The following is a 26,360-nucleotide window of genomic DNA, read 5'->3' on the forward strand; positions in this document are numbered from 1 at the left end:
CCCGTTCCGGAATTGTCCGGCATCGAGAGGCAAGCTGTATGCCACAGCCAGGAAGCACCAAGCCGCCCCGCGAACGCGAGGCGGCGTGGGTTGATAGGTGTTGCGCGTCGGCGCGGACTACTCGGCCTGCTCCAGCGCGGCGGGCATCTTCGCCACCGACATCAGCGATCGCGCGACCTGGTTGAGCAGGAGGTCGGCATTCTCTTCCTCGGCGAGAGATTTGGAGAGCAGGGCGACGATCGCGCTGTGGCGCAGCTGCTGCGCGAGGTTGCGCGCGGTGGTGTAGCCGGCCATCTCGTAATGCTCGACACGTTGCGCCGCAGAGATCAGCGCGAGGTCGGCGGCTGCATCCTCCTTCTCTTGGCTTTCCTTCATGACCTCCTGGCCTTCCTCGATCAGGCCCATCATGCCCTTGCAAGGCTTGGCGCGCGCGTTCTCGCCGAGCAGCTCGAAGCACTCGTTGATGCGCTCGACCTGGTTTTCGGTCTCGGCCAGATGCTGCTCGAACAGTTCCCGCAACTGGTCGAAGCGGGCGGACTGCGCCATCTTCGGGAGCGCCTTCGTCAGCTGCTTCTCGGCATGGAGGATGTCACGCAGCTCATGGAGCAGCAGATCGGTCAGGCCGGCCTCGTCGACAGGCGGTGAGCTCTCCGCGACGATCGGGGTGGCCGCGCCGGGATCGGCGGATTGCAGCGCAGGCGATTCCGTGAACACCCAGTCCTCGCCCTCGTTCCAGGGGCCGCGGGTATCGATTTCGCCGTGGTCGCCGCTGCCGGTGGAATCGTTGAAGTACTGGTTCACGAGGCCGGGCGTCGGCGCGATCCGGCCGATGCTGAAGGCCGGCTTCGACAGGCTCTCGAGTGCGCGCGCGAACGCCTTCATATGCGTGATCTCGCGCGTCATCAGGAATTGCAGCGCGTCCTTGCTGCCGGCATCGTCGCAAAAATTGATCAGGCGCTCGTAGACGATCTTGGCACGCGCTTCGGCGGCGATGTTGCTGCGGAGATCGACGTCGAGCTCGCCCGTGATCTTGAGATAGTCCGCGGTCCAGGGATTGCCTTGCGAGTTGAACAGATTGACGCCGCCTCCGCCGGCAATCGCGATCAGAGGATCGGCCTCTGCCGCCTGGCGGTCGTTCCGCGAGGGCGCAAGATGCATCCGGGCGAGGCAACCGACGACCTCGAGATGGCTGAGCTCTTCGGTGCCGATATCCATCAAGAGGTCCTTGCGGTCGGGATCCTCGCAATTCAGTCCCTGAATCGAATATTGCATCGCAGCCGCAAGTTCGCCGTTGGCGCCGCCGAACTGCTCGAGGAGCATATTGCCGAAGCGCGGATCGGGCTCGTCGACGCGCACGGTGAACATCAGCTTCTTGACGTGGTGATACATGGGAGACTCGCGTGCTGGAGAGAAACTACGCGACAACGAGGCCTCCAGCCGTTCGTTCCTAAGTCTCTCCGAGATCGAGGCTGTCGTTGCCCGGATGTCTGCCAGGGAGCGCGATGGCTTACGGCGTCACCGCACCGCGTGCGACGGCGCGCGGAGCCGTCAGTTCCTTCCAGGCCGAGTTTGCCACATGCACCGGCGAGAATGCGGGACGTTCGACGTATCGCCCATCGCCGGCCTCGGCGCGCAGATCGCCATCCTTCCAGACGATACGGCCGCACGATAGCGTCGCGGCCGCACCGCCGGTGCAGGCAAAACCCTCGAACACGTTGTAATCGATCCGGCTCATCTGCCGCTTGGCACTGATGGTCTTGCTCGCCTTGGGATCCCACACCACGATATCGGCATCCGAACCCACGGCGATCGCGCCCTTGCGCGGATAGATGTTGAGGATGCGGGCGATGTTCGCCGAGGTCACCGCGACGAATTCCTCTTTGGTCAGCCGCCCCGTGGCGACGCCCGCGGTCCAGAGCAGCGCCAGGCGATCTTCGAGGCCGCCGGTGCCGTTCGGGATCTTCCTGAAATCGCCGCGCCCGAACCGCTTCTGCTCGGTGGTGAAGGCGCAATGATCGGTCGCAACCACCTGGAGCGAGCCGGCTTGCAGGCCGGCCCAGAGGCTGTCCTGATGCTGTTTGTCGCGGAACGGCGGCGACATCACGCGCTGTGCGGCATGATCCCAGTCCTTGTTCTGATATTCACGCTCGTCCAGCAGCAGATGCTGGATCAGGGGCTCGCCATAGACGCGCTTGCCGGCGGCGCGTGCCCGCGCGATGGCCTCATGCGCCTCGCGGCTGCTGGTATGCACGATATAGACCGGCGTGCCGGTCATGTCGGCGATCATGATGGCGCGGTTGGTGGCTTCGCCCTCGACCTCCGGCGGCCGCGAATAGGCGTGCCCTTCCGGCCCCGTGACGCCGCGCGCGATCAGGGCGTCCTGCATCAGGGCGACGACGTCGCCGTTCTCCGCATGGACAACCGGTATGGCGCCGAGATGGGCGCAACGCGCGAACGAGTTGTAGAGCTCGTCGTCGTTCACCATCAGCGCGCCCTTGTAGGCCATGAAATGCTTGAAGGTGTTGATGCCGTAGGTTTTGACCACAATCTCCATCTCGTCATGGATTTGCTTCGACCATGACGTCACCGCCATGTGGAAGCCGTAATCGCCGGCCGCTTTCTCGGATTTGTGCCGCCACTCCTGATACGCTGCCAGCATGGATTGGCCGGGATCGGGCAGGCAGAAATCCACCACCATGGTGGTGCCGCCGCTCAGCGCCGCCTTGGTTCCGGATTCGAAATCGTCGGCGGTGACGGTGCCCATGAACGGCATTTCGAGATGGGTGTGCGGATCGATCCCGCCCGGGATGACATAGGCGCCCCCTGCATCGATGACCTCGCTACCCGTCGGCGCATCGAGCGCTGCGCCGATCGCGACGATGGTCTCGCCGTCGATCAGCACGTCCGCGCGGCGCGAATGATCGTGATTGACGACGGTGCCGCCGCGGATGAGGAGGGGCATGAGGTGCTCCGAGAGGTGAGGGACGGCTCGAAGGCTAAGCGCGCGACTGGCGATGCGACAGGTGAAATTTTAGTCAGCCGCCGCCGCTCCTTTCACGTCGTGCGCGATCAGCCCGTCGATCATCGCACGCACGAGGCCCGTGATCTCCTTGCGCAGCGCCGGCAGCGGCACGGCCACCAGCTTCTGCTCCAGCCCGAGCGCCACCATGCCATGCACGGCCGAGAACAGGCTGCGTGCGGTGATGCCGAGTTCCTCCGGGCTGCGCCCAGGAAACAGCGCGGCCAGCGGCTGGTAGATATGACGGAACAGCTGCATCTGGTCGTGCACGGACCAGTCCGGCACCAGCTTGCCCGTCTCCATCCGGTGCTCGAACAGCGCGCGCCAGAGCTGGAGGTTTTCGGCGGCGAAATCGCAATAGGCGAGGGCGATGCGGACCAGGGATTCCCGTGGCGATGGCTCGCCGGCATTTGTTGCGAGAGTCAGCGCCTCGTCGAGCCGGAGCAGCGTGCGCGAGCCGACCCGCAGGATCAGTTCGTCGACATCAGCGACGAGATTATAGACCGCGCCATTGGCACAGCCGATCTCGCGGGCCAAATCGCGCGTCTTCAGACCTGCCAACCCCCGCTCGGCGATCATCTGTTCTGCCGCCTGGATCAGGGCGTCGCGCAATTTCTCTCGCCGTTCCAAGGCCTTAGTCATTCTTAATCAAGTTTGTGAGCGCCGCTCAAAATAATATTGAACGATGTTCACGTTTCCTGCTACAAAGCTTTTGTGAGCAACGCTCATAGACAGGGAGCAACCAATGTTCAAGACCGTCGTGACCCTCTTCCGCGGCAGCGTCGCCGCTGCGGGCGAGGAACTGGAAGACCGCACCGCCCTTCTGATCCTGGACCAGCAGATGCGCGATGCGGCCGCAGCCGTCGAGCGCAGCAAGCGCACGCTGGCGCTGGCGATCGCGCAGGACCAGCAGGAAGGCCGCAAGCTCGAGGCCACGAATGCGCGCATCGCCGATCTTGAAACCCGTGCCGTTGCGGCGCTGGATGGCGGCCGCGAGGACCTCGCCAAGGAGGCCGCCGAAGCCATTGCGGCGCTGGAGGCCGATCGCGATGCGGCCATGACGGCGCGCGCGCTGTTCGCGACCGAGATCGCGCGGCTGAAGCGCCACGTCGCCAACGCGCAGGCCCGCATCACCGAGCTCGATCGCGGCCGCCGCATCGCCCGCGCCTCGGAAGCGGTGCGCTCGCTTCGCCGCAGCGGCATCGAGGCCGCGCGCCCCTATGAATCGACATTGCCGGAGGCGGAGGGGACCTTGAAGCGTCTGCGCGAGCGGCAGATGGAGGCGCAAGCGGCCGACGATGCCCTGGTCGAGATCGACGCGGCCACCGGTCCGCTCGCCACCGCCGAACGACTCGCCGAGCAGGGCTTCGGCCCGCGGCTCAAGACGACCGCAGACGACGTGCTGGCGCGGTTGAAGTCCAGGCGCATGCCGGCGGCCTGATCTCAAGTTCGAACCCGAACACCATCATCATTCCAATCGACAGGAGACTATCATGAACCAGAACGGCCAGCCCCACAGCGGTGCCTGGGTGAGCTTCACCTACGCGTCCTTCGCAGCGTCCGCCTTCCTCGTTGCCATCGGCATCTTCTTCCTGCCGATCGACCTCTGGATGAAGGGTTATCTCACCATGGGGATCGTGATGATGATCCAGACCTGCGTCACCCTGACCAAGACCGTGCGCGACAATCATGAGAGCAGCCGCCTCGTGAACCGCATCGAGGATGCCAAGGCCGAGCGGCTGCTGATGGAGGTCTCCAAGGCGGCGTAAGGCGAACGGTCGCAGCGCGCCCTCTGGGGCGACAGGGGCGCGCGCGGCAGGCAGGGTGCATTGTGCTTCGCGTGCAGGTGCGATATGGCTCTCGCGCTTTCCAGAGGCGGAGACTAGCTTTGTCGAAACAATCCCTGCGCGAGGAGGCCGAGCGCCTGATCCGCGAATCGATGGAAAAGAAGACCATCGTGGTCAAGCAGGGCACGACCCGCATCGAGGCCGTCTGCGGCAAGTGCGGAGCGCCGAACCGGGTGCAGGCGGAGAAGGGCCAGACCCGCGTCAAGTTCGCCTGCAAGAACTGCGGGCATAAGCAAGAGACGTTGTAGGCGTCTTCACCTCATCCGGGTCGCCCCCGGCGATGCGCAGCATCGTCCGGCGCGATCCGGCTAGAGGCCCTACGGCCTCTCCCTCACATCACCTGATGCACGTCGATCACGACGCGATCCGCATGGCGCGCCGCAGACGCCACGAAGATGTGCTCCATCAGCCAGCGGTACTTTTCGTGCCCGGTCTCGAACCTCGGCACGGTGCGGAAATAGATCAGTTTCGGATCGACCGGCTCGCCGCGCTTGAGCTTTTGCAACAGCTCGACCGGGCCGAAGCGCATACCTCTGTTCTCGACGTAGACGGTCGCACCGTCCTCGGTCTCGAAGGCGTATTTCGCTTCGAGATCGATCAGCTCGTTGGGCCGGATGGTCTGGAAGTCGGCGCCGAAGGGGAGCACCTTTCCGCTGACCGCGCCCGTCACCTCGCCGCCGATGATCGGAATGATCCGGCGGACGCCGATTCCGGTCTCGCCCGCGGTCACGACGTCGCCGATCCGCGCGGTGATGGTGAAGACGTATTTGGTTTCGAGGGTCGGGGTGGTCATCGCTTCACCTCTTAATTGACCATGACGAACGATACCGCGTCTTACCCTCCCCTGGAGGGGGAGGGTCGGCGCGAAGCGCCGGGGTGGGGTGATCTCTCCGCTCGGGCAGTCTTCAATGTGGAGAGACCGTCACCCCACCGCGCTCGCGCTATGCGCGATCGACCCTCCCCCTCCAGGGGAGGGCAAGTAACGGTCTTCGCCAAGCTAATGCGCCATCATGCGCGTCGGCAGCCAGGTCGCCAGCAGCGGCAAGGCGATCAGGATCACGAGGCGCACGAGGTCCGTTGCCACGAACGGGCTTACGCCCCTGAAGATGGTGGAGAAGGAGACGTCCTTCACTACGCTTTTTATGACGAAGACGTTCATGCCCACCGGCGGAGTGATCAGGCCGAGCTCGACCGTCACGACGATGATGATGCCGAACCAGATCGGATCGAACCCCAGATGCATGATCACCGGGAAGATGATCGGCACGGTCAGGATGATCATCGCCATGGCATCCATCAGGCAGCCGAGCACGAGATACATCACCATGATCAGCGCCAGCACGCCGTAGGGGCCGAGGCCGAGCTCGGTGAGGAATTCCGTCACCTTCTGCGGCGTCTGCGTCACCGTCAGGAAATAGCCGAAGATCAGCGCGCCGATCAGCACGGTGAACACCGCAGCCGCGGTGCGCGTCGCCTGCAGCAGCGAGGCCAGCACCTTCTCGCGGTCGAGGCGGCCGGTCAGCACGCCGATGATGAAGGCCCCAGTCGCGCCGACGCCGCCGGCCTCGGTCGGCGTGAAGCGCGGCAGGAAGGGCAGTCCGTAGAGGCCGCCGATGACGAAGATGAACAGCAGCACCGGCGCCCAGATCTCTTTCAATCCGGCAAAGCGCTCGCGCCACGGCGTCACCTTGCCCTTGGGCAGGAAGTCGGGACGGAAATAGCCGATCAGGGAGATCGTGATCATGTACATGGTCATCGCGAGCAGGCCCGGGATGATGCCGGCGATGAACAGCTTGCCGATGTCCTGCTCGGTGATGATGCCGTAGACCGCAAGAACAGTGGATGGCGGTAGCATCGCGCCCAGCGTGCCGCCGGCCGCGATCACGCCGGTGGCGAAGGATTGCGGATAGCCGAAGCGCCGCATCTCGGGATAGGCGACGGCGGAGAAGGTCGCCGCGGTCGCGACCGAGGAGCCGCAGATTGCGGCAAAGCCGCCGCAGGCGCCGACGGTGGCAATGCCGAGTCCGCCGCGCAAATGTCCGACGAAGCCGTTGGCGGCGCGGAATAGCTCGCGGCTCATGCCGGAATTGCTGACGAAGGAGCCCATCAGCAGGAACATCGGGATGACGCCGAAGGTGTAGTCGGTCACGGTCCGCATGGTGACCTGACCGACCATCTTCAGGGCCGGTGTCGAGCCCACGAGATAGCTGAAGCCGCACACGCCGACGAGGCCCATGGCCATGCCGACCGGCACGCGCAGCAGCATCAGGGCGAACAGGGCGACGAAGCCGATGACGGCGACGGCGTCGGTACTCATGGTTACTCCGTCACCTTGATCTTGGGTTCATGCATGTCTTCGGGGTGGAAGATCAGCCGGTACGTGCGGATCGCGATCAGCAGCACGGCGCAGACGTCGCCGATCCACGCGACGAGGAAGAATGGCCATGTCGGCATGTGCAGGTCGAAGGTCTGGACGTTGTCGTTGTAGGTCAGCCGAACCTTGTCGAACAGCGTCCAGGTCTGCACGGTGACGACGAACAGCAGCACCAGGGTCGCGAACACGTCGATCCAGCGCTGATGGCGCGGCCCGACATTGCCCCAGACCAGGTCGACCGTGATGTGGGTGCCGCGATAGGAGGTCGCCGCGATGCCCCAGAAAATGAGGATGCCGAGCAGCATTCGGCCGATGTCGAAGCTGTCGGGGATCGAATAGTTCAGCGTGTTGCGCAACAGCACCGACAGGAAGATGTCGAGCGCGACGATGCCGACGAAGCCGGCCGCGATCCATTCGATCGAATCGATCACGCGATCCATCCAGGAGCGCTTCATGGGGGAAGATTCCTATCTAAATCCAGCGAAGCCGGGTTCAGTTTGTCCGCGAGGGAGGTGCGCTCCCTCCCCCGCTTGCGGGGGGAGGGTTGGGGAGAGGGTGCTTCCACAATCGAGAACCCCCAAGAGGAGAGAGCCCTCACCCGCGCCTTCGGCGCGACCTCTCCCGCAAGCGGGAGAGGTGCAGTGAGCGCGTGCCACTGCTGGGCGTCACTCCGCCAGCGCGTTGTACTTCTTCAGCGAGGCCTTGAGCTCCGCGAGCGCCGCATCCGGTTCGGCGCCGGCCTTCTTGGCGCCGTCGCCCCAGGTCTTGACCAGCGGCTCGGCGGCCTTCTTCCAGGCCGCGATCTGCTCGGGCGTCAGCTTGTAGACCTCATGGCTGGATTCCGCCTTCACCTTGGCGATGCCGGCGTCCTCGAACTTGCCCCAATGCTCGCCGACCGCGCCTGCCATCTCGACCGTGCAGTTCTTGTCGATCGCGGCCTTCTGCTTGTCGGACATCGCATTGTACTTGTCCTTGTTGATCACGAACACGAAGGTCGTGGTGTAGAGCGGCGCCTCCATGTCGTACTTGGTCACCTTGTCGATGCCGAACAGCACCAGTGAGCCCCAGGGGAAGGTGACGCCGTCGGCGACGCCGCGCTCGATGATGTCGCGCACTTCCGGCGCCGAGGATTGCACGTTGGTGCCGCCGAGCGAGGTGACGAAGTTCGCCATGGTGGCGTGGGCGGGGCGGATCTTCATGCCCTTCACGTCCTCGGGGTTGACGATCTTCTTGGTGCGGGAATGGAACGAGGAGGGCGAGTGGACGAAGGCGAGGCAGTATTTGACGTCCTTCATCTCCTTCTCGGCATATTTGCGATACCACGCGTCGAGGCCCATCGAGCCGCCCTTGGCATCCGAGATCAGGAACGGCAATTCCCCGGCGCCGATGATCGGGAAGCGGCCGGGCTGGTAGCCGGGATTGACATAGGTGACGTCGGCGATGCCGTCGCGCGCCATGTCGTAATGGTCGAACGCCTTGCCGAGCTGCTGGGCCGGAAACACCTTGCCGGTAATGGTGCCGCCGGAATCCTTGTTCACCGCAGCCACCCAGTCTTCCAGCGATTTCTGCAGCGGATGCGATGCCGGCACCCAGTGCGAGACCTTCAGCTCAAATGTCTTGTCCTGCGCGAGCGCAGGGCTCACGCTTGCTGCCAGCAGCAAGGCCAGACAGGCTTTCCTCATCACGCGTCTCTCCCTTTTGCGACGGCGGGCTTCGTTGGCCCGGTCTCGTTAATTAACATGTTATATAATTCGCTGACGCGTTCAAGCCGGAACTGAGGCGCGCCGTGTCGCGCCATCTACGTCAGCCATGTTGCATGGATTTGTCGCTGCTCGGGCGACCACCGCCCTCCCTTTGCGCAAACGTTATATGGTATAATTATCGCCTGCGAGCCTCTGCCACAAGCAGGCTGCGACCAAAGCCTAACAGGATCGGAAGCAGCATGTATGCGGACAAAGGTCGCAATCGTCGGGCCGTTGCGGCGATGGCGGGGCTCGTTTCAAACATCTGCACAAATTCCGTTTAAAGCTTTGTAGGTGATGCATTCCTCGCGTCATTCGCTTCCAATGCAGCCAAGGCAATGAAGCGAGACCGCCATGACCCGCACCGACATCCCCGCCGGCTACGAGCCGCATTTCCGCAAAGCCCCGCTGACCGATCCCTGGGAGCCGCTCTATTCGAAGAAGACCGACAAGGGCGTCACCGTCGGACTGCGCCTGGCGACGCCACACACCAACGCCCGCGGACTGATCCATGGCGGGCTGATCGCGGCGCTCGCTGACGCCGCCATGGGCTACAGCTGCGCCCAGGCGACTGGCTGGACCACGTCGTTCGTCACCATCTCGCTGTCGGTCGATTATGTCGGCGCTGCCGAGATCGGCCAATGGCTCGCGGTCGAAGGCGAGGCGATCAAGACCGGGAACACGATCTGCTTCGCGCAGTGCCTGGTGAAGGCGGACGACGCCGTGATCGCGCGGGCCAGCGGCACGTTCCGGGTGGTGCCGAAGAAGGGGTGAGGCCCAACTCTCTCTGTTGTCATGCCCGGGCTTGACCCGGGCATCCACGTGTTTGGCACCGCATGCGTGGTGGCGCGTGGATGGCCGGGACAAGCCCGGCCATGACGGAAAAGATCACCCAAACCTCCACTCCGCCGTCTCCACCACGAGATCGACGAACGCGCGCACCTTGGCCGAGAGCAGGCGCGAGGTCGGGTAGACGATGTGGATCGGCAGCGCCGGCTGCTCGTATTGCGCCAGCACGATCTTCAGGCGTCCGCCCTTCAGGCCCTCGGCGGCCTGATAGGCCAGCACCCGCGTCACGCCGCCGCCGGCCTCGGCATATTGCAGGGCGGCGTCGGCGCTGTTGCTGATGAAGCGAGGCGACAGCGGCAGCCCGATATCGCGGCCGTCGCGCAGGAAACGCCATTCGGACCAGGGGCCGAACTGGATGGTCTGGTGCGTGGCGAGCGCTTCCGGCGTCTTCGGCTCGCCGTTGCGCTTGAGATAACCGGGCGCGGCCACCACGATCCGTCGCATCTCGCCGACCTGGCGTGCGACAAGCGAGGAATCGGCGAGATGGCCGATCCGCACCGCGGCATCGACGGCGTCCTCGACGAGGTTGACGAGATGGTCGGACAGCCTGAGCTCGGCCGTGACCTCGGGATAGCGCTTGAGATAGGCGGTCATGACCGGCCCGACATGCAGGCGGCCGAAGCCGACCGGCGCGGACACGACGAGGCGCCCGCTCGGCCGATGGCGTTCCTCCCGCGCCGAGCCGTCAGCCTCCTCGACGTCGGCGAGGATGCGCCGCGCGCGCTCCAGATAGCGCGTGCCGACGTCAGTCAGCGCCACCTGCCGCGTGGTCCGCTGCAGCAGCCGCGCGCCGAGATGCTCCTCCAGCGCCGCGATCATCCGCGTCACCGCCGACGGCGACAGCCGCAGTTTGCGTGCGGCCGGCGCAAAGCCGCGCAGGTCGGCGACCGTGACGAAGACTTGCATGGCTTCCAGGCGGTCCATGGGCATTATTGCATATATCGCAATGATGAAGTGTCAAGCTGCTCAATTGTTTTAGACGCCGAAGGGCCCAGATTAGGCGCGGAAGACGCAGCAATGCGCCGGAATTTCAGGAGACGTTCCGATGACGGCAATTGATACTTATGCCAGCGACGTGGCCTTTTCGCCGGCGGTGAAGACGATCCAGGCGCGCAAGGGCTCGCGCGAGGCCTATGCGCGCAGCGAGCAGCGCGGCTGGCGCACCGAGGTCGACGACAATCTCGCCGCGTTCCTGGCCGACGCCAACAGCTTCTATTTCGCCACGGCCTCAGCCGACGGCCAGCCTTATATCCAGCACCGCGGCGGCCCGAAGGGCTTTCTCAAGGTGCTGGACAAGCAGACGCTCGCCTTCGCCGACTATGCCGGCAACCAGCAGTTCATCACGCAAGGAAATCTCTCGGAGAATTCCAAGGCCTACATCTTCGTGATGGACTACGCCCACCGCCGCCGTGTGAAGATCTGGGGCGAGGCGCGCGTGGTCGAGGACGACGAAGCGCTGACCACGTCACTGATGCCGAAAGGCTACCGCGCCCGGCCCGAGCAGGTGATCCTGTTCAAGATCGCAGCCTGGGACACCAACTGCCCGCAGCACATCCCGCAGAAGTTTGATGCAGCCGATGTCGCGGCCGCGCTGGCGGCGAGGGATGCGAGGATCGCAGAGCTGGAAGCGGAGGTTGCGGCGCTGAAGGGGGAGAAGACAGCGGGTGTAGCTCCGTAACCACTTCTTCTTTTACCCTCCCCTGGAGGGGGAGGGTCGATCGCGCGAAGCGCGAGCGGGGTGGGGTGATCTCTCAACACGGGCAGTCTACGACGCGGAGAGACCGTCACCCCACCCCGCTTCGCATTCCGCTCCGCTACATGCGAAGCGACCCTCCCCCTCCAGGGGAGGGTAGGCGACACTAAATCGCACTTTCGCCTTCGTGCTGGAAGCCGAGATAGCTTGCCGCGACCCGTTCGTTGGCGGCGATGTCGCTGGCCTTGCCGCTGAGCACGAACTCGCCGAGCTCCATGACGTAGGCGTGGTCCGCGATCTTCAGCGCGGCCTGTGCGTTCTGCTCGACCAGCAGCACGGAGACGCCGGCGGCGCGGAGCTCGGTGACGATACGGAAGATGTCGGCGACGATGATCGGGGCAAGGCCCAGGCTCGGCTCGTCCAGCATCAAGAGCTTCGGCTCGCCCATCAGCGCGCGGCCCATCGCGAGCATCTGCTGCTCGCCGCCGGAGAGCGTACCGGCGAGCTGCTTGCGCCGCTCCTTCAGCCGCGGAAACAGCGCATAGACCCGCTCCATCGAGGCTTTGGCCTTGCTGCGCTCGATCCGGAACGCGCCCAGCTCGAGATTGTCCTCGACATTCATGGTCACGAACAATTCGCGATGCTCGGGAACGAGACCGAGGCCCATCGCGACACGGTCCTCGATGTCGAGGCGGGCGAGATCCTGCCCGGCAAAGGCGACGCGGCCCTTCAGCGGCAGGATGCCCATGATGGCCGAGAGAAGCGTGGTCTTGCCGGCGCCGTTGGCGCCGACGATGGTGACGATCTCGTTGGCGCCCACTTCGAGCGAGACCGAACGCACCGCCTCGACCTTGCCATAGGCGACATGCGCGTCGGTGACGGACAACAGCGTGCTCATGCCGCCACTCCGAGATAGGCCTTGATCACTTCGGGATTGGTCTTGATCGTCGCCGGCGTGCCCTCCGCGATCTTGGTGCCGAAATCGAGCACCACGATGCGGTCGGCAAGGTTCATCACGAAGCCCATGTCGTGCTCGACCAAAAGGACGGACATGCCGCCGTCGCGCAGCTCGCGGAGCAGTGCGGCCAGCCGTTGCTTTTCCATGTGGCGCAGTCCGGCTGCCGGCTCGTCGAGCAGCAGCAGCATCGGATCGACGCAGAGCGCGCGGGCGATCTCGACGATGCGCTGCTGGCCGAGCGAGAGCGAGCCTGCCAGCTGGTGCATCTGCTCGGCGAGGCCGACGCGCTCGATCTGGCGGGCGGCCTCGGCGAGAAGCTTGGCCTCGTCAGCGCGGTCGAGCCGCAGCATCGAGGAGATCGGGCCGGAATGGCCGCGCAAATGTGCGCCGATCGCGACGTTCTCCAGCACGGTCATGTCGGGGACGAGCTTGACGTGCTGGAAGGTCCTGCTGATACCGAGCTTGACGATCTCCTGCGGCGGCGCGTTGTCGACCTTCCTGCCGAGCACCGAGATCGAGCCCGAGGTTGCCGACAGCACGCCGGTAATCAGGTTGAAGGTCGTGCTCTTGCCGGCGCCGTTCGGGCCGATCAGCGCGACGATCTCGCGGGCCTGCACGTCGAAGGACACGTTGTTCACCGCGACCACGCCGCCAAACTGCTTTCGCGCCTTCTCGACCTGAAGCAGGACGCCGGTCTCGGCGGGCGCGCGGGTGCGATGCTCCAGCTTCAGCGAGGTGTCCGGCTTCTTGCCGTCGGTGCGCTCGGGGAAGAACGACATCAGCCAGGGCCAGAGGCCGCCGGGCGCAAGCTGCAGCAGCGCCACCAGCATGATGCCGAACACGATGGTCTCGACCTGGCCGGAGCCGGGCAGGATCAACGGCAGATAGCTCTGCAGCACCTCTTTCAGGATCACGACGATCGCGGCGCCCAGCACGCCGCCCCAGACATAGCCGGCGCCGCCGACCACCGCGATGAAGAGATATTCGATGCCCATATGCGCGCCGAACGGCGTCGGGTTCACCGCGCGCTGGAGATGGGCGTAGAGCCACCCGGACAGGCCCGCGAGCACCGCGGCATGGATGAACACCAGCAGCTTTGCCCGCGGCGTGTGGACGCCGAACGCTTCGGCGGCGACATGGCCGCGGCGCAGCGCGCGGATGGCGCGGCCGGTGCGGGAGTCCAAAAGGTTCATCGTCAGCAGGGCCGAGAGGATCACGGCGACCCAGATCGCGTAATAGATCGAGCCGGGCGAGAGCATCTTGAAGGCACCGATCGACAGCGGCGGGATCGCCGAGATGCCGTCGTTGCGTCCCAGAAACTCCAGCTTGCTGAACAGGTAGAACAGCCCAAGCCCCCAGGCGAGCGTGCCGAGCGGCAGGTAATGCCCCGAGAGGCGCACGGTGATCAGCCCGAGCAGCACCGCGAGCGAGCCGCTGACCACGAGCGACAGCGGCAGCGTCAGCCAGGGCGACAGGCCATAGGCCGTCGTCAGCACGGCGGTGGTGTAGGCACCGAAACCGACGAACGCGGCCTGGCCGAACGAGGTGAGGCCGCCGACGCCGGTCAGCAGCACGAGGCCCATCGCGACCAGCGCGGCAAGGCCGATATTGTCGAGCAGCACGATCCAGAACGGGGGCACGCCCGGGATGAGCGGGATCGCCGCCATGAGAATCGCAAAGACGAGGATGGGAAACCGGCTCTGCATCGGGCTCAGTCCTTCTCTTCCTCGACCGCGGGCGCGGCGAGCGAGCGCAGCAGCAGCACGGGGATCAGCAGCATGAAGACGATCACCTCCTTGTAGTTGGAGGCATAGAAGGACGAGAACGCCTCGACGATGCCGACCACCAGCGCCGCGACGGCGGTGAGGGGATAGCTGACGAGGCCGCCGATGATCGCGGCAACGAAGCCCTTCAGCCCGATCAGGAAGCCGGAGTCGTAATACAGTGTCGTGATCGGCACGATCAGGATGCCCGAGAGTGCGCCGATCACGGAGGCCAGCAGGAAGGCGATCTGGCCCGACAGCGTCGTGCGGATGCCGGCAAGCCGCGCCCCGAGCCGGTTGACCGCAGTCGCGCGCAGCGCCTTGCCGTAGAGCGTCAGGCCGAAGAACAGCCAGAGCGCGACGATGAAGGCGATGGTGATGGCATAGACGGTGATGCTCTGGCCGGTGAAGCGCAATGCGCCGGCGGTGAAGGCGCCGGACAGCACGGCAGGCCCGCGCTGGCCTTCGGCTCCGAAGAACAACAGGCCGAGGCCCTGCAGCGCGAGATGGACGCCGACGGAGGCGATCAGCAGCACCAGCACCGAGGTGTGCGCCAGCGGCTGGAAGGCGATGCGGTAGAGATAGAGGCCGATCATCGCCACGATCACCAGCGACAGCGCGATGCAGACCGCGACCGGCGGTTTCTGCGCCGCGAGCGACAGGGTCAGCGCCAGCACGATCGCCGGCAGCACGACGTTGGCGATGAAGCTGCGAACGACCAGCCGCCCGTGCAGCGCCTTGCGCGCCACGAACAGGTCGAAGCCGAACGCGCCGATGCCGAGCGCCAGCGCCAGCTTTGCCGTGCCCGGCATCTGGCCGGCGGCCAGCGAGGCATAGGTCAGCGCGCCATAGGTGACGAATTCGCCCTGGGGAATGAGGATGACCCGGGTGACGGCGAACACCAGCACCAGCGCCAGGCCGAGCAGCGCATAGATCGCGCCATTGGTGATGCCGTCCTGCACCAGGAACAGCATGATGGTGGTATTCAAGACCGGACGCTCCCCCTAATCCGGACCGGTCCCCTCGATTGCGGTGGACGGTCCGTTCACAGCCATTGAAAAACGCAGGCGATATTTGGTATGGTCCATAACAATTATCAAATATAACTTCAAGGGTGGGAACGACCCGCCCCGGAATTTAGCGGGATTACGAGCACGAGGCGATGACCGTTTCCAAAACCGCTGAAAAGTCCTCCGACAAGCCGGCCGACCCGGCCAAGGGCCGCAAGGACGCAGGCGAGCCGCAGGCGGAGGCCCTCCAACTCGGCGAGCTTTCCGAGCAGCTGGGCTATGTCCTGAAACGTGCACAGCTCAAGGTGTTCGAGAATTTCCTGCGCTGCATGGCCTCGCTCCAGCTGACGCCGGCGCAGTTCTCGGTGCTGCTGCTGGTCGAGAAAAACCCCGGCCGTAACCAGACCGAGATCGCCTCCACGCTCGGCATCCTCAGGCCGAACTTCGTGGCCATGCTCGACAATCTGGAGAGCCGCGACCTCTGCGCGCGGATCCGCTCCACCAACGACCGGCGCTCGCACATCCTGGTCTTGACCGACAAGGGCAAGGCCGTGCTGGCGCGCGCCAAGAAGCTCGTCGCCACCAAGCACGAGGCCCGGCTGAACGACTTGCTCGGCCAGGCCAACCGCGAAGCCCTGATCGGGATGCTCGCGAAGATCGCCAACGAGTTTTGACTCTTACCCTCCAGGGGAGGGTAAGCGAACGTCAATCCACCAAAATCACCCTGATGTCGTTCACGTTGGTCAGCGTCGGTCCAGGCCGCAGCAGGTCGCCGGTCGCCTCGAAGAACGTGGTGGCGTCGTTGTTGTCGAGATAGGCCTGCGGCTCGAGCCCCAGCGCCTTCATCTTCGCGAACGTCGCCGCATCGATCAGCGCGCCGGCGGGGTCGGTCGGGTGGCCCGCGCCGCCATCGGCGCCGTCGGTGTCGCCGGCCAGCGCGGCGATGCCGGAAGTGTCCTTCAAGAGCGAGGCCAGCGCCAGCGCGTATTCCTGGTTCGGCCCGCCGCGCCCGTTGCCGCGCACGGTGACCGTGAGCTCGCCGCCGGAGAGAATCGCGACGCGCTTGCCCTGGCTGCGTGCCTGAAGCGCCAGCCTGGCGTGATCGGCGGCGACCTCGCGCGCCTCGCCTTCGAGATCGGCGCCGAGATCGATGGTCCCGTAGCCGGCCTCGCGCGCGAGCTTGACCGCAGCGTCCAGCGACTGCTTGGGCCGCGCGATCAGCTCGAACGAGGCGCGCGCAAAGGCGGCGTCGCCCGGCTTGCAGCTCTCGTTGTTGGGATCGTTGAGCGCGCGGCGTACCGCATCGTCGATGTCGAGCCTGTATTTCGCCACGATCGCGCGCGCATCCGCCAGCGTGGTCGGATCGGGCACGGTGGGGCCGGAGGCGATCGCGGACGGATCGTCATGCGGCACGTCAGAGATCGCGAGCGTCACGATCTCCGCGGCGTTGCTGCCGGCGCGGGCGAGACGGCCGCCCTTGATCCGCGACAGGTGCTTGCGCACGACGTTCATCTCGCCGATCGGCGCGCCCGAGCGCAGCAGCGCCTTGTTGACCGCCTGCTTCTGCGCGAAGCTGATGCCGTCCACCGGCGCGATCCAGTTGGCCGAGCCGCCGCCGGTGAGCAGCACCAGCAGCAGGTCGTCCGGCCCGGCCTCGCCCGCGAGCGCGAGCGTGTCGGCCGCGCCCTTCAGGCCCGCTTCGTCAGGCACGGGATGACCGGCCTCGACCAAGCGAATGCTGCGCGTCGGCACGCCGTAGCCGTGGCGCGTGGTGGCGATGCCGACGAGGCGCTCCGGCGCCAATCCCAGCGCATCGAGATAATGCCGCTCCGCGGCCGCAGCCATCGCGCCGGCGCCCTTGCCGGCCGCAAGGCAGATCACGCGCCCCCTGGGCGCAGGCCGCAGGTGAGGGGCCAGCACCACGCCCGGATGGGCGGCAGCAACGGCAGTGTCGTAGAGCGCGCGGAGCAGGGGACGTCGGTCGGTCATGGACAATGGCCTTGCGCAAACTGGACTGGCGGCGACGAGGTCGCCGCCATCTGCCTACCGCATCGTGTGCCGAAGCGTAAGCGCCTTCGCCGTCATTCGATTGTGCAATCGCGTGATCATAATTGCCACCCAAAGGAGAAGCCCCCTGCGCGATCAGCGCAGGGGGCTCGTCCTCCGCGCGTTGCAGTTTCTAGCCGCCGGCGTCGGCGCTGATCACCTCGCCGAACAGATCCCACTTGTCGCCCTTGAACTTCATCAGCTGCAGCGAGCTGATCGGCGCGAAGTCGTTCGGCCCGGTACTGATCTTGATGCCGGGCAGCAGCACTTCGGTGCGGAAGTCCTTCAGGCTCGCCGCCTGCTTCATGACGTTCTCGCGCGTGAGATTGTCACCGCACTTCTTCAGCACCTCGACCAGCGTCTGTGCGACGCCGTAGCCGACGATGGTGCCGCCGTCGAGCTTGTCGCCCTCGGGGAAGTACTTCGTCATGAATTCCAGGAACGCCTTCATGCCGGCGTCGTCCTTCCACTGCGGATCGGAGACGTCCTTCAGATAGGCGGCCGAGATGATGTCCTGCGAATTCTCGAAGCCGGCGGGCTTGATCACGCTGCCGACCGAGGCCGAGACGTTGTTGAGGAAGTGGGTCGGCTTCCAGCCGATCTCGGAAATCTTCTTGATCGCCTGCGCCGCGAACTTCGGCGTGGTGATGTTGATGAAGACGTCGGCGCCGGTGGCTTTCAGCTTGACGATGTGGTTGTCGATGGTCGGCTCCGACGTCTCGTAGCTTTCCTCCAGCACGATCATGCTCGCGGCCTTGGCCCCCAAGCCGTCCTTCAGGCCCTTCAGGTAATCCTTGCCGTAGTCGTCGTTCTGGTAGAGCACGCCGATCTTGGCGTTCGGCATAGCCTTGAGGATGTATTTCGCGTAGATCTGCGTCTCGCTCTGGTAGTTGGGTTGCCAGCCCATGGTCCACGGGAAGTTCTGCGGATCGTTCCACTTGGTGGCGCCGGTGGCGACGAACAGCTGCGGCACCTTCTTCGAGTTCATGTATTTCTGGATCGCGGAGTTCGGCGGCGTGCCGAGCGAGTTGAAGACGAGCAGCACCTCGTCGCTCTCGACCAGCTTGCGCGCCTGCTCCACCGTCTTCGGCGGCGAGTAGGCGTCGTCGTAGGAGACGAAATTGATCTTGCGGCCGTTGATGCCGCCCTCTTCGTTGATCTTCTTGAAATAGGCGGCTTCGGTGCGACCGATGATGCCGTAGGCGGAGGCCGGTCCGCTGTAGGGCATGATGTTGCCGATCTTGATCTCGGTGTCGGTCGCACCGGTATCGTATTTCTTCTGGGCCGTTGCGGTTGAGGCCGAGGCCGCGATGAGCGCGAGCGCCAATGATGCGGCCGCAAGCTTGCCGGTGACAGCAGGCATTCCAATCTCCCTGTTTTTTCTTTGTGTGTGCGTCCCTTTTCTTGTCTCGTTTTTCTTCGCGACGCGAGCGCAATTCAATACGATTTGCCCGAAAGCTTCAAGGAAAAGCCCCTGCGGCATGGCCGCAGGGGCTGCGTCTTTCGTCGGTTTGGCTACATCTTGAGCAACTGGTTGATGGTCAGCCGCCGACGTCGCCGCTCAGCACCTCGCCAAATGGCACCCAATGCTCGCCCTTAAACCGGATCAGCTGCAGTTGCGAGAGCGGCGCGAAATCGGTCGCCGAGGTGTTGACCTTGATGCCCGGCAACAGGCCCGCCGGCTCGAAGTCCTTGATGTTGGCGGCCTGCTTCATGATGTTCTCGCGGGTGAGATTGTCACCGCATGCCTTGAGCACGTGAACGAGGCCTTGGGCGACGATATAGCCGTACATCACCGAGGCGTCGGCGCGGTTGGCTTCCGGATAATACTTATCCAGAAATTCGTTCCAGGCGATCATCGCCTTGTCGTTTTTCCACTGCGCGTCGGTGGGATCCTTGAAATATTGCGACGAGATGATGTCCTGCGCGTTCTCGAAGCCGGCCGGCTTGATCACGCTGCCGATCGAGGCCGAGACGTTGTTGAGGAAGTGCAGCGGCTTCCAGCCGATCTCGGCGTTCTTCTTGATCGCCTGTGCGGCGAATTTCGGCGTCGTGATGTTGAAGAACACGTCGGCGTTGGTCGACTTCATCTTGACGATGTGGGAGTCTATGGTCGGCTCGGAGACTTCGTAGCTGTCCTCGATGACGATCATCGAGGCGGCCTTAGCGCCGAGCCCGTCCTTGAACCCCTTCAGATAGTCCTTGCCGTAATCGTCGTTCTGGTAGAGCACGGCGATCTTGGCGTTCGGATGGTTCTTCAGGATATACTTGGCGTAGATGATCGACTCGATCTGGTAGTTGGGTTGCCAGCCCATCGTCCACGGGAAGGTCTGCGGGTCGTTCCACTTCGTGGCGCCGGTGGCGACGAACAGCTGCGGAACCTTCTTCTGGTTCATGTACTTCTGGATCGCCGAGTTCGGCGGGGTGCCGAGCGAGTTGAAGATCAGCAGCACCTCGTCGCTCTCGACCAGCTTGCGCGCCTGCTCCACGGTCTTCGGCGGGGAATAGGCGTCGTCATAGGTGATGAAGTTGATCTTGCGGCCGTTAATGCCGCCTTCTGCGTTGATCTTGCGGAAATAGGCCTCTTCGGTCTTGCCGATCACGCCGTAGGCGGACGCGGGACCGCTATAGGGCATGATGTTGCCGATCTTGATCTCCGTGTCGGATGCGCCGGTGTCGTATTTCTTCTGCGCGAGCGCTGTCGTGGACAGCGTGGCGGCCAGCACGAGGGCAGCCGAGAAGGCCCCCAATCGCACATGCATTGCAGGCATTTTGATCTCCCTGGACAGGATTGAATGTGTCGTTTGTTCTTATTGGGAGCGATCGTTGCGCGTCGCTCCGTCACGCATTCAATACCTATCCACGGCCGTCAGCAAGAAGAACGCCTGCACGGGCCTCGCGCGGGCGGCGATCTCGTCGAAGGCGGTGCTGAATATTCCGGCGCGTGAGATTCTTTTTGCGAGGCAAACTCGCCGCTTGAGTTGCTTTACGGGAAGGCGGCTATTTTGAATTGCGTCGTTCAGTGGCTCATCTCGCTCGAGATGATGTCACCGAACAGCTCCCATTTCCTGCCCTTGAAGCGCATCATCTGCAGCTGCTCGATCGGGGCGAAATCGTCGGGCGCGGTGTTGATCTTGATGCCTGGCAGCAGCGTGTCGGGTGCGAAGTCCTTCAGGCTGGCGGCCTGCTTCATGACGTTCTCGCGGGTGAGATCGTCGCCGCACATCTGCAGCACCTTCACGATGGTCTGTGCGGCGGCATAGCCGTACACGACGCCGGCATCGAGCTTGTTGGCCTTGGGCTCGTATTGGGCGACGAAACTGTAGAACTTCTTCATGCCGTCGTCGGCATTCCACTGCGGGTCGGAGCCGTCCTTGGTGTAGGTCGCCGACAGGATGCCTTGCGAGACTTCAATGCCCGCTGACTCCAATACGCCGCTGACCGAAGCCGAGACGTTGGAGATGATGTGCATCGGATGCCAGTTGATCTCCGCGGCTTTCTTGATTCCCTGCGCGGCGAATTTCTGGTTTGTGAGGCTGATGAAGATATCGGCGCCGGCCGCCTTCAGCTTCACGACTCGCTCGTCGATTGCGGGCTCGGAAGTGTCGTAGGCTTCCTCCCGCACGATCATCGAAGCCTTGGCGCCGAGGCCCTCCTTCAACCCGTTTAGATAGTCCTTGCCGAAATCGTCGTTCTGGTAGAGCACGCCGATCTTTCCGTTTGGCTTCTCCTTCATGATGTATTTGGCATAGATCCGGGCCTCGCTGACGTAGCTCGGCTGCCAGCCCATGGTCCAGGGATATTGCTTGGGGTCGTTCCATTTCGAGGCGCCGCTCGCCACGAACAATTGCGGCACCTTCTTCTCGTTCATGTACTTGCGGATGGCGCTGTTGGTGGAAGTGCCGAGCGAGCCGAAGATCAGCAGCACGTTGTCGCTCTCGACCAGTTTTCGCGCCTGTTCCACCGTCTTTGGCGGCGAATAGCCGTCGTCATAGGAGATGAATCTGATCTTGCGGCCATTGATGCCGCCCTCGGCATTGATCTTGTTGAAGTAGGCTTCCTCGGTCCTGCCGATCGCGGCATAGCCGGAGGCCGGACCGCTGTAGGGCATGATGTTACCGATTTTGATCTCGGTATCGGACGCGCCGCTGTCGTATTTCTTCTGCGCCAGCGCCTCGCCGCTCATTGCAGTGCACAAGGCAAGCGCGGCCCAGAGCGGCGCAACCTGGGAACGAACGGCGGCCATTGTTCTCCTACCCCGGGATGGATCGATCGCATTGAACAAGATTGGCGCCTGTCGTCAACAAAAAGCCCCCGCGACTGTCCGCGGGGGCTCATCGTCCTCAATCATCGCGTCACGCGTCACTCGGAGGCGACGTCACCGCTGATGATCTCGCCGAACAGTTCCCACTTCTCGCCCTTGAAGCGCATCATCTGCAGCTGCGCGATCGGAGCGAAGTCGGTGGCGCTGGTGTTGATCTTGACGCCGGGCAGCAGCGTATCCGGAGCAAAGTCCTTCAACGAGGCGGCCTGCTTCATGATGTTGGCGCGGGTGAGATCGTCACCGCACATCTCCAGCACCTTGGCCAGCGTCGAGGCGGCGCCATAGCCGTAGACCATGCTGGTGTCCGACTTGTCGGCACCCGGCATGTACTTGTCGACGAACTCGTTCCACTTCTTCATGCCGGGGTCGTTGGTCCATTGCGGATCCGTGGAGTCCTTGGCGTAGGCGGCCGACAGCACGCCCTGCGCGTTCTCGAAGCCGGCCGGCTTCATCACGCTGCCGACCGAGATCGACACGTTGGTGAGGATCTGGAGCGGCTTCCAGCTGAGCTCGGCGGTCTTCTTGATGGTCTGGGCCGCGAACTTCGGCGTGGTGTAGATCAGCAGCACGTCGGGATTGGCGGCCTTGATCTTGACGATATGGCCGTCGATCGACGGCTCGGAGACCTCGTAGCTCTCCTCCATGACGATCATGGACGAGGCCTTGGCGCCGAGGCCGTCCTTGGTGCCCTTGAGGTAGTCTTTGCCGAAATCGTCGTTCTGGTAGAGGATCGCGATCTTGGCGTCCGGCTTCTCCTTCATCAGCCACTTCGCGTAGATCTGCGCTTCGCTCTGGTAGGAGGGCTGCCAGCCCATGGTCCAGGGGAAGTTCTTCGGGTCGTTCCACTTGGTGGCGCCGGTCGCGACGAAGAGCTGCGGGATCTTCTTGGAGTTGAGGTACTTCTGGATCGCACTGTTCGAGGGCGTGCCGAGCGGGTTGAAAACGACCAGCACCTCGTCGCTCTCGACCAGCTTGCGAACCTGCTCGACGGCCTTTGGCGGCGAATAGCCGTCGTCATAGGTGACGAAGTTGATCTTGCGGCCGTTGATGCCGCCCTTGTCGTTGATCATCTTGAAATAGGCTTCTTCGGTCTTGCCGATGATGCCATAGGCCGACGCCGGACCGCTGTACGGCATGATGTTGCCGATCTTGATCTCGGTATCGGACGCGCCGGTGTCGTATTTCTTTTGGGCGAGTGCAGCGCCGGAGGTGAGAGTGATGGCCGCCGTTGCCGTGACCAGCGCGGTGGCTCGCAGTGTTCTTCCAAAATACAATTCGGTCTCCTTGGTTAATTCAACGGGGCTTCAGTTCTTCCTGAGCTTGCCGACGAGTTGCTGGCCCAGGATCGCGACCTGCCTTGCGCCATGCGGCACGAGGTAGATGACGAGGAATAGCAGCACGCCGAACACCGCGCCGGAGAGGCCCTTGGAGATGCTCTCCGCCATGTTCGGCACGAAGATGATGAAGGCCGCGCCGACGAACGAGCCGGGCAGCCAGCCGACGCCGCCGACCACCATGCCGAGGAACAGCGAGATCGCGAGCGTGATGGTGTAGCTGTCGGGCGCCACGAACTGCACCGCAATGGCGCCGAGCGAGCCGGCAACGCCGGTGATGCCGGCGGACACGCCGAAGGCCAGCGTCTTGTACAGCGCGACGTTGACGCCCATGGAGGAGGCCGCGATCTCGTTGTCGCGGATCGCCATGAAGGCGCGGCCCGAGCGGGAGCGCAACAGGTTCACCGAGAAGATGTAGATCGCGACCGTCACGGCGAGCGTGAAGTAGTACAGCCACATGTCCTGCGACATCGGCAAGCCGAACGGTGCGTCCGGCTTGGTGACGACGAGGCCCTGCACGCCGCCGGTCCAGTGCTCCAGGAAGTTCAGCTTGAGCAACTGCGGCATCGCGGTCGCGAGCGCAAAGGTCGCGAGCGCGAGATAGATGCCCGACAGCCGCAGCGCCGGCTTGCCGAACAGGTAACCGAATCCGAAGCAAATCACGGCGGAGATCGGAATGGTCAGCGCGTAGTTGACGTTGGCATGCTCCATCAGCACCGCAGACACATAGGCGCCGACGGCGTAGAACGCGCTCTGGCCGAGCGAGAACTGGCCGCTTCCGCCGGTCAGGATGTTCAGCGCCAGCACCGCGAGCCCGTAGATCAGGAGCATCGTCATCTGGAAGATGATGAAGTTCTTGACGAACATCGGCACGATCAACAGCGCCGCCAGCACCACCAGCGAGGTGCCGGTGCCCAGCGTCATGGCCCGCTTCGGAACCGCCTCGACCGCCTCGTGGCCCTCGGCGACGACTTCTTCTGCTGCGCTCATGATCAAACTCGCTTGACGATATGCCGGCCGAATAGACCAGCGGGTTTGACGACCAGGACGGAGATGATCAGCGCGAGCGCGATCGGGAGTTTCAGCTCATTGCCGACGCCGGGGATGTAGGTACCGGCGAGATTCTCGAACACGCCGACCAGGAAGCCGCCGACCACGGCGCCGAACGGGCTCGACAGCCCGCCGAGCACCGCCGCGGCGAAGCCGTAGATCAGTACGCCGCCCATCATGTTCGGCTCGAGGAATACGACGGGCGCGATCAGCATGCCGGCGATCGAGCCGATCGCGGTCGCCATGCCCCAGCCGAGCGCGATCATCCAGCTCGTGTTGATGCCGACGAGGCGGGCCGATTCCGGCACCGACGCTGCGGCTCGCATCGCAAGGCCGATGCGCGTGTACTGGAAGAAGAAATAGAGCGCGAGCAGCAGCGCCACGGTGACGCCGATCATGCCGGCCTGGTGCGTCGAGATCAGCTGGCTGCCGAGGAACGGTGCGGAGCCGAACGGGGTCGGATATTGCTTGATCGTGAAGTCCCAGATCAGGCCCGCCGAGGAGTTGATGATCGCAAACAGCGCGATGAAGCCGGCGACGTTGGTGAGCACCGGCGCCTTGACGAGCGGCTTGAACAGGATGCGCTCGATCGCGATGCCGGCAACGAAAGAAAATGCCAGCGTGATCAGGAAGGCAGCCCAATAAGACACGCCCCACTGCATCAGCTGCCATGAGATGAAGGTCGAGAACATTGCCATCTCGCCTTGCGCGAAGTTGAGATGGTCGATGGCCTGGTAGATCATGACCACGGCGAGCGCCATGCAGGCATAAATCGCCCCCGTGGCGATGCCGGCCAGGACCTGGTTGGTGAACAGCTCCATTGTGCCGGCTCCCTCAGTAACCCAGATAGGATTTGCGGATTTCTTCGTTGTTCGCGATGTCCTTGGCCTTGCCGGACATCACGATGCGCCCGGTCTCGATCACATAGGCCTGGTCGGCGAGCTCGAGCGCGAGCTGGGCGTTCTGCTCGACCACCAGGATCGAGACCTTGTCCTCGCGGTTGATCTTGCCGAGGATGCCGAACAGGTCGCGCACCACCAGCGGCGCGAGGCCGAAGGAGGGCTCGTCGAGCAGCATCAGCCGCGGCCGCAGCATCAGCGCGCGGGCGACCGCGAGCATCTGCTGCTCGCCGCCGGAGAGCGTGCCGGCCTGCTGGGTATGGCGCTGCTTCAATACCGGGAAATGCGCGTACATGCGCTCGATGTCGGAGACGATTCCGGCGCGGTCCTTGCGGGTGATGGCCCCGAGCTGGAGGTTCTCCTCCACCGTCATGTTGGTGAAAGTGCCGCGGCCTTGCGGCACGTGGGCGATGCCGAACCGCACGATGCTCTCGGTCGAACGGTTGTTCAGCGGCTTGCCTTCGAACTCGACGCCGCCGGTGGAGCGCACCATGTTGCAGATCGCGCGCAGTGTGGTGGTCTTGCCGGCGCCGTTGGCACCCAGCAGCGTCACGAGCGAGCCCTCGTTGAGCGAGAAGGACAGGCCATGGAGCGCCTGGACCTGGCCGTAATAAGCGCGCAGGTCCTTGACGTTGAGCAGTGGCGTCATTGATCCTTGCTCCCGAGATAGGCCTTGATGACGTCCGGGTCCGCCTGCACCTGGGCGGGCGTGCCTTCCGCGAGCTTCTTGCCGAAATTCAGCGCGACGACATGGTCGGCGATCGACATCACGAGGCCCATGTGATGCTCGACCAGGAGCACGGTCATATGGCGCTCGTCGCGGATTTTGCGGATGAGATCGCCGAGCACATGAACTTCCTCGTGGTTGAGGCCGCCGGCGGGTTCGTCGAGCAGCAGGATCTTCGGATCGGCCGCCAGCGCACGCGCCAGCTCGACCCGCTTCTGCGTACCGAACGGTAGGCCGGACACGACGGTATGGGCGACGTCCTCGAGGTCGAGGTAAGCAAGGATCTCGTGCACCTTCTTGTTGATGCTTGTCTCGCTGCGCCGGACCCAGGCAAGCTTCAGGGAGTCGCTGATAATGTCGCTCGAGGTCTTCGAATGGGCGCCGACGCGGACGTTGTCCATCACCGAAAGGTTGGGAAACAGCGCCACGTTCTGGAAGGTGCGGCCGATGCCGATCTCGGCGATCCGGTGCGGCGGCCGCGTCAGGATGCTCACGCCGTCCATCAAGATGTCGCCGGACGACGGCTGATAGAGGCGCGAGAGGCAATTGAAGAGCGTGGTCTTGCCGGCGCCGTTCGGGCCGATCAAGCCGAGGATCTGGCCCTTGTGCATGTCGAAGGACACGCCGTTGAGCGCGACGATGCCGCCGAACACGACGCTGACGTCGCGAACCGCGAGCAGGGGCGATGTACCCTGCGCGAGCTGTGCCTGCGTCATCTCGTCTCG

General features: G+C 64.1%; 26 protein-coding genes. 6 read left to right on the plus strand and 20 right to left on the minus strand.

All coding sequences use genetic code 11. The annotated features are described in order from the left end of the window. Positions 1-117: 117 nt before the first annotated feature. The 3 genes from ABIA40_RS35230 to ABIA40_RS35240 all read right to left on the minus strand — a co-directional run bounded on the left by ABIA40_RS35230 (position 118) and on the right by ABIA40_RS35240 (position 3,661). Complete coding sequence (locus ABIA40_RS35230; protein WP_157282801.1) at positions 118-1,389, minus strand: DUF892 family protein; 1,272 nt, start codon at positions 1,387-1,389, stop codon at positions 118-120. Positions 1,390-1,507: 118 nt separating this feature from the next. Beyond that, positions 1,508-2,962, minus strand: coding sequence for a dihydropyrimidinase (gene hydA / locus ABIA40_RS35235; protein WP_404545836.1), 1,455 nt, complete (start codon positions 2,960-2,962; stop codon positions 1,508-1,510). A gap of 69 nt (positions 2,963-3,031) precedes the next feature. Then, positions 3,032-3,661 (minus strand): TetR/AcrR family transcriptional regulator, encoded by a 630-nt coding sequence (locus ABIA40_RS35240; protein ID WP_271542805.1) that lies wholly within the window; start codon positions 3,659-3,661, stop codon positions 3,032-3,034. A gap of 103 nt (positions 3,662-3,764) precedes the next feature. Here ABIA40_RS35240 and ABIA40_RS35245 point away from each other — a divergent pair, with 103 nt between their 5' ends. From ABIA40_RS35245 to ABIA40_RS35255, 3 genes are all read left to right on the plus strand, one after another. Then, positions 3,765-4,460: a PspA/IM30 family protein gene (locus tag ABIA40_RS35245; protein WP_404545837.1), complete on the plus strand. Its 696-nt coding sequence runs from the start codon at positions 3,765-3,767 to the stop codon at positions 4,458-4,460. 52 nt (positions 4,461-4,512) lie between these two features. Beyond that, a complete protein-coding gene (locus ABIA40_RS35250; protein ID WP_035997898.1) occupies positions 4,513-4,788 on the plus strand; it encodes a YiaA/YiaB family inner membrane protein in 276 nt (91 codons plus the stop codon). Positions 4,789-4,907: 119 nt separating this feature from the next. Then, positions 4,908-5,114, plus strand: coding sequence for a hypothetical protein (locus tag ABIA40_RS35255; protein WP_025033895.1), 207 nt, complete (start codon positions 4,908-4,910; stop codon positions 5,112-5,114). 83 nt (positions 5,115-5,197) lie between these two features. On the opposite strand, the gene ABIA40_RS35260 is transcribed toward ABIA40_RS35255, so the two are convergent. From ABIA40_RS35260 to ABIA40_RS35275, 4 genes are all read right to left on the minus strand, one after another. Beyond that, complete coding sequence (locus ABIA40_RS35260; protein ID WP_275497871.1) at positions 5,198-5,659, minus strand: DUF3237 domain-containing protein; 462 nt, start codon at positions 5,657-5,659, stop codon at positions 5,198-5,200. A gap of 204 nt (positions 5,660-5,863) precedes the next feature. Beyond that, positions 5,864-7,183 carry a TRAP transporter large permease gene (locus ABIA40_RS35265; RefSeq protein ID WP_404545840.1) on the minus strand — a complete coding sequence of 440 codons (1,320 nt, stop codon included), beginning with the start codon at positions 7,181-7,183 and terminating at the stop codon, positions 5,864-5,866. Positions 7,184-7,185: 2 nt separating this feature from the next. Next, positions 7,186-7,695 (minus strand): TRAP transporter small permease, encoded by a 510-nt coding sequence (locus tag ABIA40_RS35270; protein WP_035997911.1) that lies wholly within the window; start codon positions 7,693-7,695, stop codon positions 7,186-7,188. Positions 7,696-7,905: 210 nt separating this feature from the next. After that, positions 7,906-8,922, minus strand: coding sequence for a TRAP transporter substrate-binding protein (locus tag ABIA40_RS35275; protein ID WP_157283823.1), 1,017 nt, complete (start codon positions 8,920-8,922; stop codon positions 7,906-7,908). A 414-nt stretch (positions 8,923-9,336) separates the two neighbouring features. Here ABIA40_RS35275 and ABIA40_RS35280 point away from each other — a divergent pair, with 414 nt between their 5' ends. Then, the gene (locus ABIA40_RS35280) at positions 9,337-9,756 is read left to right on the plus strand and encodes a PaaI family thioesterase (RefSeq protein WP_035997915.1); all 420 of its coding nucleotides are present in this window, start codon (positions 9,337-9,339) and stop codon (positions 9,754-9,756) included. Between the two features lie 114 nt (positions 9,757-9,870). On the opposite strand, the gene ABIA40_RS35285 is transcribed toward ABIA40_RS35280, so the two are convergent. Beyond that, complete coding sequence (locus ABIA40_RS35285; RefSeq protein ID WP_404546436.1) at positions 9,871-10,755, minus strand: LysR family transcriptional regulator; 885 nt, start codon at positions 10,753-10,755, stop codon at positions 9,871-9,873. A 121-nt stretch (positions 10,756-10,876) separates the two neighbouring features. Here ABIA40_RS35285 and ABIA40_RS35290 point away from each other — a divergent pair, with 121 nt between their 5' ends. Beyond that, positions 10,877-11,509 (plus strand): pyridoxamine 5'-phosphate oxidase family protein, encoded by a 633-nt coding sequence (locus ABIA40_RS35290; RefSeq protein WP_271542809.1) that lies wholly within the window; start codon positions 10,877-10,879, stop codon positions 11,507-11,509. A gap of 181 nt (positions 11,510-11,690) precedes the next feature. On the opposite strand, the gene ABIA40_RS35295 is transcribed toward ABIA40_RS35290, so the two are convergent. The 3 genes from ABIA40_RS35295 to ABIA40_RS35305 are packed head-to-tail and all read right to left on the minus strand — an operon-like array spanning position 11,691 to position 15,234. Then, entirely contained in the window at positions 11,691-12,422 is a 732-nt protein-coding gene (locus tag ABIA40_RS35295; RefSeq protein ID WP_225111652.1) for an ABC transporter ATP-binding protein, read from the minus strand. Continuing rightward, positions 12,419-14,188, minus strand: a complete 1,770-nt coding sequence (locus tag ABIA40_RS35300; protein ID WP_404545843.1) for an ATP-binding cassette domain-containing protein — start codon at positions 14,186-14,188, stop codon at positions 12,419-12,421. The genes ABIA40_RS35295 and ABIA40_RS35300 overlap by 4 nt, the downstream gene beginning before the upstream one ends. Before the next feature lie 5 nt (positions 14,189-14,193). Then, entirely contained in the window at positions 14,194-15,234 is a 1,041-nt protein-coding gene (locus tag ABIA40_RS35305; protein ID WP_271542811.1) for a branched-chain amino acid ABC transporter permease, read from the minus strand. A gap of 173 nt (positions 15,235-15,407) precedes the next feature. Here ABIA40_RS35305 and ABIA40_RS35310 point away from each other — a divergent pair, with 173 nt between their 5' ends. Continuing rightward, entirely contained in the window at positions 15,408-15,929 is a 522-nt protein-coding gene (locus ABIA40_RS35310) for a MarR family winged helix-turn-helix transcriptional regulator (protein ID WP_157283677.1), read from the plus strand. Between the two features lie 31 nt (positions 15,930-15,960). Here the strand turns inward: ABIA40_RS35310 and ABIA40_RS35315 are convergent, their stop codons facing one another. From ABIA40_RS35315 to ABIA40_RS35355, 9 genes are all read right to left on the minus strand, one after another. Next, the gene (locus ABIA40_RS35315) at positions 15,961-17,244 is read right to left on the minus strand and encodes a glycerate kinase (protein ID WP_404545845.1); all 1,284 of its coding nucleotides are present in this window, start codon (positions 17,242-17,244) and stop codon (positions 15,961-15,963) included. Positions 17,245-17,434: 190 nt separating this feature from the next. Continuing rightward, positions 17,435-18,664 carry an ABC transporter substrate-binding protein gene (locus tag ABIA40_RS35320; protein ID WP_035997932.1) on the minus strand — a complete coding sequence of 410 codons (1,230 nt, stop codon included), beginning with the start codon at positions 18,662-18,664 and terminating at the stop codon, positions 17,435-17,437. A 178-nt stretch (positions 18,665-18,842) separates the two neighbouring features. Continuing rightward, positions 18,843-20,072, minus strand: a complete 1,230-nt coding sequence (locus ABIA40_RS35325; protein ID WP_035997935.1) for an ABC transporter substrate-binding protein — start codon at positions 20,070-20,072, stop codon at positions 18,843-18,845. Positions 20,073-20,320: 248 nt separating this feature from the next. Next, positions 20,321-21,547 (minus strand): ABC transporter substrate-binding protein, encoded by a 1,227-nt coding sequence (locus tag ABIA40_RS35330; RefSeq protein ID WP_404545848.1) that lies wholly within the window; start codon positions 21,545-21,547, stop codon positions 20,321-20,323. Positions 21,548-21,663: 116 nt separating this feature from the next. Further along, positions 21,664-22,899 carry an ABC transporter substrate-binding protein gene (locus tag ABIA40_RS35335; protein WP_404545850.1) on the minus strand — a complete coding sequence of 412 codons (1,236 nt, stop codon included), beginning with the start codon at positions 22,897-22,899 and terminating at the stop codon, positions 21,664-21,666. Positions 22,900-22,929: 30 nt separating this feature from the next. Next, the gene (locus ABIA40_RS35340) at positions 22,930-23,949 is read right to left on the minus strand and encodes a branched-chain amino acid ABC transporter permease (RefSeq protein ID WP_036021517.1); all 1,020 of its coding nucleotides are present in this window, start codon (positions 23,947-23,949) and stop codon (positions 22,930-22,932) included. A gap of 2 nt (positions 23,950-23,951) precedes the next feature. After that, positions 23,952-24,830, minus strand: a complete 879-nt coding sequence (locus ABIA40_RS35345; RefSeq protein ID WP_035997949.1) for a branched-chain amino acid ABC transporter permease — start codon at positions 24,828-24,830, stop codon at positions 23,952-23,954. Between the two features lie 13 nt (positions 24,831-24,843). Beyond that, the gene (locus ABIA40_RS35350) at positions 24,844-25,557 is read right to left on the minus strand and encodes an ABC transporter ATP-binding protein (RefSeq protein ID WP_035997952.1); all 714 of its coding nucleotides are present in this window, start codon (positions 25,555-25,557) and stop codon (positions 24,844-24,846) included. Next, on the minus strand, positions 25,554-26,351 hold the full coding sequence (locus ABIA40_RS35355; protein ID WP_157283681.1) for an ABC transporter ATP-binding protein: 798 nt from the start codon (positions 26,349-26,351) through the stop codon (positions 25,554-25,556). The genes ABIA40_RS35350 and ABIA40_RS35355 overlap by 4 nt, the downstream gene beginning before the upstream one ends. Positions 26,352-26,360: the final 9 nt, after the last annotated feature.

The organism is Bradyrhizobium sp. USDA 223 (genome assembly GCF_044909005.1).
Taxonomy (GTDB): domain Bacteria; phylum Pseudomonadota; class Alphaproteobacteria; order Rhizobiales; family Xanthobacteraceae; genus Bradyrhizobium; species Bradyrhizobium yuanmingense.